Origin of the sequence: Nostoc sp. CHAB 5715, assembly GCF_020829685.1 — a bacterium.
Taxonomy (GTDB): domain Bacteria; phylum Cyanobacteriota; class Cyanobacteriia; order Cyanobacteriales; family Nostocaceae; genus Nostoc.
The window spans coordinates 1-4,710 of sequence record NZ_JAIVFR010000610.1; the positions used below are offsets into that span (position 1 = coordinate 1).

The following is a 4,710-nucleotide window of genomic DNA, read 5'->3' on the forward strand; positions in this document are numbered from 1 at the left end:
CGCAAGGAACTGAAGTTCCTTGCTAATAGCGAAAGTCATCTTTTGATGACTAAATAATCCGAAAAATCTTTAGTCTACTTCAGTAGACTTTAGCTATAAGCCCTGAAATTCATTTCTGGGCGGGCGTCGAAGCCAACAGATAAGCGATTTTTAGCTTAAGTTGACACCAATGAGCAATGCGCTTTACCCCTACCGCGTGGTCGAAAATAGCTGTAACACCTCAAGAGGCTTGGTCTAGACCATAAACCAATACGCTTATTTGAATTTTTCCCCCTTCCCGCTTCGGGAAGCAGGGTGGTTTCATACAAGCAGAGAAAAACAACAACTGGGTTTCAAAGCCTCTCTCCGTTTCGGGGAGAGGTTTGGAGAGGGGTAAAAAGCCATGCCACTTTCACGAGAAATCAAGACTTATGTATTTTTCTTTCTTCGTATGAAACCACCCTGCCTTCCCGCTTCGGGAAGGGGGTTAGGGGGTTAGGTCTATTTGGGGACACAATATTACAACCACTCTCCACCCCGGAAACGCCAACGGGGAAAGATAATTCGCATCAGGCTTTGTGAACTAATAAAAACTGCTAGCCACACGACTGTATAGTGCAATAAAAAAACTGCTAACGGTAGTTCTTCTTTAGGTAAAGGTATTGGTAAAAAACCAAATAGTTTTACTCCACAAAACACAAATACTAATTCCCATATACCAGCTAATAGTTGATAAGCTGCGGGCCAATCCCTGTCCGATCGGAATTTTTGGAGATAGTTATAAAGCACATCCCAACCTAAGCCAAAGATGGCGACATAACAAAGTATCCAAAAATAAACCGAGCTAGCACTAGAACCAATCCAACCTATTGCAAAAGGCAAAGACACAAATACGCCCACCGTTGCAAGTAATAATAATCGAGTTTGCCAACGACCAAATAAAGTTGGTGTCATAATGCTGAATAAAAAATAGAAAAAAGATGGATTTAAAAATTCAGCTCGAGTTGTTTCTTTGTAGCGGTACTGGTCGGCATGATTATAGTAAAAACAATCTAAAAATGGCATCTTGGCTTCATCCACTGGCACCATGCCCACAAATAACACAGGACATAGTTGCTGTGCTAAATCTAGCAAAGAAGCAATTTCCTTTTCAAACAATGCAAAATCTGTGTAAGTTCGACCATCGGGACGCGCCAACCGCGCTGAGTCATTCACACCTACTGATAATATAATCAAGTCGGGGACACGATTTCGCAGTTCACCCCGGTGGCGGAACTCAACTTCTAACCTTTGGGCTACTTGTTGTGTGCGATCGCCTCTTACCCCTAAATTATAAAGAACATGACCCGCACTATCCGGCAACATCCACCATCGCCGTAGTTGCTCGATCCAACCTCCTTTTTCCGGATCGCCAAATCCATAAATTAAGCTGTCCCCCAGTGCGACGATCTTCATTGGCTGAAAGTGATTTGGTGGTACAGACACCTGCATTGAGGAAGAAGCTAGAAATGTGTGCATTTAAAAACTATATTTTATATCTTTACAAGATTCTATACATTTCTATACCATAGATGGCTATCTTTAATATCCAAGCATCTATGAGGTTTCTACTTATTGATATGGTTGCAAAGTTAATATTGCCGCAGTTGAGCTTCTGAGGGTGAACGTTGAGCTTCTGAGGGTGAACGTTGAGCTTCTGAGGGTGAACGTTGAGCTTCTGAGGGTGAAAATTGCGGTTTAAAAGCTCAAGTTTGGGGTTTGGTACTGAAAACGTCTATGCAATGTCTACGACGGGCTATGCCTACGCACTATCTTATATTTTGACGGATATCAAGACATTTGAGAAACACAAAAAACTCTTTCCCCACTACTTCGGCTTACCTCGACAACGCTTGGCACAAGTCGCGGTTCCTGAGCGTAGTCGTTCGCGCAGCCTCTCGTAGAGAAGGACAGTACAAGTCCCTACTCCCCACCTTCACCCGTCATTTTTGGGTTGACAGACCACTAGGTAGACGGCAAATAAAACCCTCTAAAAAATTTACCTAAACCTCTCCATTAACATAGAAATTTAGGTTCTGAAGAATGGAGCTAAGCGGATTCGAACCGCTGACCCCCTCAATGCCATTGAGGTGCGCTACCAACTGCGCTATAACCCCTTAAAATCCATTATATATAATCGCTTGAATATTGGTACTTTGTCAAGCTTTTTGTGGATAATAAATTTTTAATATCTCCTCAACCACCGGGCAATCACAACGACACTTGCAACAAATAGGTCATACAGTGCCCCATCAAAAAGTAAACTACTAACATGGCAGCAGCAGCCAGAGCAACCAACGTACCAGCCAACATGAGAGAAAATTCTTTACTCTCGTAGGCTCTTTCCATTAAGTGCAGCGACCAGGCCACCAAGGCGACATCAAAAAGTAAAATAGGAAGCAACATATTTTTTAATATTTGTTAATACTTGTAAAATTATATTAACACCCTTTCAGGGAAGTGTGTCTAACCTTAGATAGATGTCATTAAACAGGAAATGATGGGTCAAGAGAATATTCTTACTGGCACGTTGCGATCGCGCAAGTAATTTTTGATTTCTGCTACGCTTAATTGTCCGTAATGTAACAGGGATGCAAGTAATGCTGCTTCAGCTTTGCCTTGGGTTAGGGCTGTGTAAATATGTTCACAATTACCTGCACCACCAGAAGCAATAACTGGAATTTCTACGGCATCGGCAATTGCCCGTGTAATCTCAATGTCATACCCAGCTTGAGTTCCATCAGCATCCATACTTGTTACTAGCAGTTCACCGGCCCCCCGTTTTTCAACTTCTTGTGCCCACAGTAGAGCATCTAAGCCTGTATTTTCCCTGCCACCCCGCACATAGACATCCCAACCTGGATTCTCCGGGTTATTTCTGCGTCTGGCATCAATTGCAACAACTATGCACTGATTACCAAAGCGATCGCTTGCCCGATTAATCAAGTCTGGATCACGCACCGCCGCAGAATTAATACTAACCTTATCTGCGCCTGCTCGTAACAAAGCTTTAACATTTTCTAAGGATTGAATGCCACCACCCACAGTCAATGGAATAAAGACCTGTTCAGCAGTCCGGTAGACCACATCTAAAATAGTAGCTCGGTCTTCATGAGTAGCTGTAATATCCAGAAATACTAACTCATCAGCACCGGCTTGGTTGTAAACCTTGGCCAGCTCTACCGGATCGCCTGCATCTTGGAGATTAACAAAGTTAACTCCTTTTACAACCCGTCCCGCCTTCACATCTAAGCACGGTAAAATTCTTTTAGATAACATAATAACTTTTGTACTTCTGGTAATTGACCGGAATTTAAATTTTAAATTGGCGCGGGTATTCTCAAACTAAAATTTTCATGGGTATTGGGCATGGGGCATGGGGCATGGGGCATTGGTTATTCTGCTTGTCTCCCTTGTCCCCCTCATCTCCCTCATCTCCCTCATCTCCCTCATCTCCCCCTGCTCCCCCTGCCTCCCCCACTCCCCAATCCCCACTCCCCACTCCCCAGTCCCTTAAAAGTAGATAGCTGAATTATGGCGATAATCTCCTCAAAAAAACAGCCTCCAGAACCCAACAAAGAACCAAAGCAGCGTCGGGAGTCGGCGAGGACACCTTCGGCAGACAATATTTTGCAGCCTGAAGCTGCTATTGATGAACAAGAACAGCAGGAAGAAGGTATTCGACCGCACCGATTTGCTGATTACATTGGGCAAAAAGATTTAAAGGATGTGCTAGATATTGCCATCAAAGCAGCCAAGTCTCGTGGTGAGGTGCTGGATCACTTGCTGCTGTATGGGCCGCCAGGATTGGGCAAAACCACAATGGCAATGATTTTAGCATCGGAAATGGGGGTAAATTACAAAATTACCAGTGCGCCAGCGCTAGAACGTCCACGGGATATTGTCGGACTACTGGTGAACATGAAACCAGGAGATATTTTATTCGTGGATGAAATTCATCGCCTCTCGCGGATGACGGAGGAAATTCTCTATCCCGCGATGGAAGATTATCGCTTAGATATTACTATTGGTAAGGGTTCCAGCGCTCGCATCAGAAGTTTGCCGCTATCAAAGTTTACCCTTGTGGGAGCTACAACCCGTGTCGGTGCTTTAACTTCACCACTGCGCGATCGCTTCGGTTTAATTCAAAAACTGCGATTTTACGAAGTTGACGAACTGACTAAAATTGTACTGCGAACCGCTCAATTACTCAAAACCCCTGTTACAGAAGATGGTGCCACAGAAATTGCCCGTCGTTCACGCGGAACACCACGGATTGCTAACAGGCTACTGAAGCGTGTACGTGATTATGCGGAAGTAAAAATATCTGGGGAGATTAATGAAAGCATTGCATCTGAGGCATTGCAACTATTCCAAGTAGATCCTTGCGGTTTAGATTGGACAGACCGCCAGATGCTGAGTGTGATAATTGAACAATTTAACGGCGGGCCAGTGGGGTTAGAAACAATGGCAGCAGCGACGGGTGAAGATACTCAAACAATTGAAGAGGTGTACGAACCTTACCTTATGCAAATTGGGTATTTAACTAGAACTCATCGCGGCAGGATGGCGACAAAGGCAGCATACAAGCATTTAGGATTCACGCCGCCTAATGAACAATTGTCATTATTGTAATTATGGGCATTGGGCATTGGGCATGGGGCATGGGGCATGGGGCATGGGGCATTGGGC

Annotated in this window: 6 protein-coding genes, 1 tRNA gene and 1 pseudogene; 2 read left to right on the forward strand and 6 right to left on the reverse strand. The window is 44.2% G+C overall.

Features of this window, described 5'->3' with window-relative positions; translation table 11 throughout:
- Positions 1–498: 498 nt before the first annotated feature.
- Together LC574_RS27250 and LC574_RS27255 are read right to left on the reverse strand one after the other, a co-directional pair.
- Complete coding sequence (locus LC574_RS27250; RefSeq protein WP_229456792.1) at positions 499–933, reverse strand: hypothetical protein; 435 nt, start codon at positions 931–933, stop codon at positions 499–501.
- 45 nt (positions 934–978) lie between these two features.
- A pseudogene (locus tag LC574_RS27255) lies at positions 979–1,497 on the reverse strand (GDSL-type esterase/lipase family protein); the annotation flags it as partial.
- Positions 1,498–1,709: 212 nt separating this feature from the next.
- Here LC574_RS27255 and LC574_RS27260 point away from each other — a divergent pair.
- Positions 1,710–1,922 carry a hypothetical protein gene (locus LC574_RS27260; protein WP_229456788.1) on the forward strand — a complete coding sequence of 71 codons (213 nt, stop codon included), beginning with the start codon at positions 1,710–1,712 and terminating at the stop codon, positions 1,920–1,922.
- Positions 1,923–2,062: 140 nt separating this feature from the next.
- Here the strand turns inward: LC574_RS27260 and LC574_RS27265 are convergent.
- The 4 genes from LC574_RS27265 to LC574_RS27280 all read right to left on the reverse strand — a co-directional run bounded on the left by LC574_RS27265 (position 2,063) and on the right by LC574_RS27280 (position 3,520).
- A tRNA-Ala gene (locus LC574_RS27265) sits at positions 2,063–2,135 on the reverse strand.
- A gap of 94 nt (positions 2,136–2,229) precedes the next feature.
- The gene (locus tag LC574_RS27270; RefSeq protein WP_100901219.1) at positions 2,230–2,424 is read right to left on the reverse strand and encodes a hypothetical protein; all 195 of its coding nucleotides are present in this window, start codon (positions 2,422–2,424) and stop codon (positions 2,230–2,232) included.
- Between the two features lie 99 nt (positions 2,425–2,523).
- Positions 2,524–3,297, reverse strand: a complete 774-nt coding sequence (gene hisF, locus LC574_RS27275; protein ID WP_229456789.1) for an imidazole glycerol phosphate synthase subunit HisF — start codon at positions 3,295–3,297, stop codon at positions 2,524–2,526.
- 61 nt (positions 3,298–3,358) lie between these two features.
- Positions 3,359–3,520: a hypothetical protein gene (locus tag LC574_RS27280; RefSeq protein ID WP_229456790.1), complete on the reverse strand. Its 162-nt coding sequence runs from the start codon at positions 3,518–3,520 to the stop codon at positions 3,359–3,361.
- 32 nt (positions 3,521–3,552) lie between these two features.
- On the opposite strand from LC574_RS27280, the gene ruvB reads away from it, so the two are divergent.
- Positions 3,553–4,653, forward strand: coding sequence for a Holliday junction branch migration DNA helicase RuvB (gene ruvB, locus LC574_RS27285; RefSeq protein ID WP_229456791.1), 1,101 nt, complete (start codon positions 3,553–3,555; stop codon positions 4,651–4,653).
- The last annotated feature ends 57 nt before the right edge of the window (positions 4,654–4,710 follow it).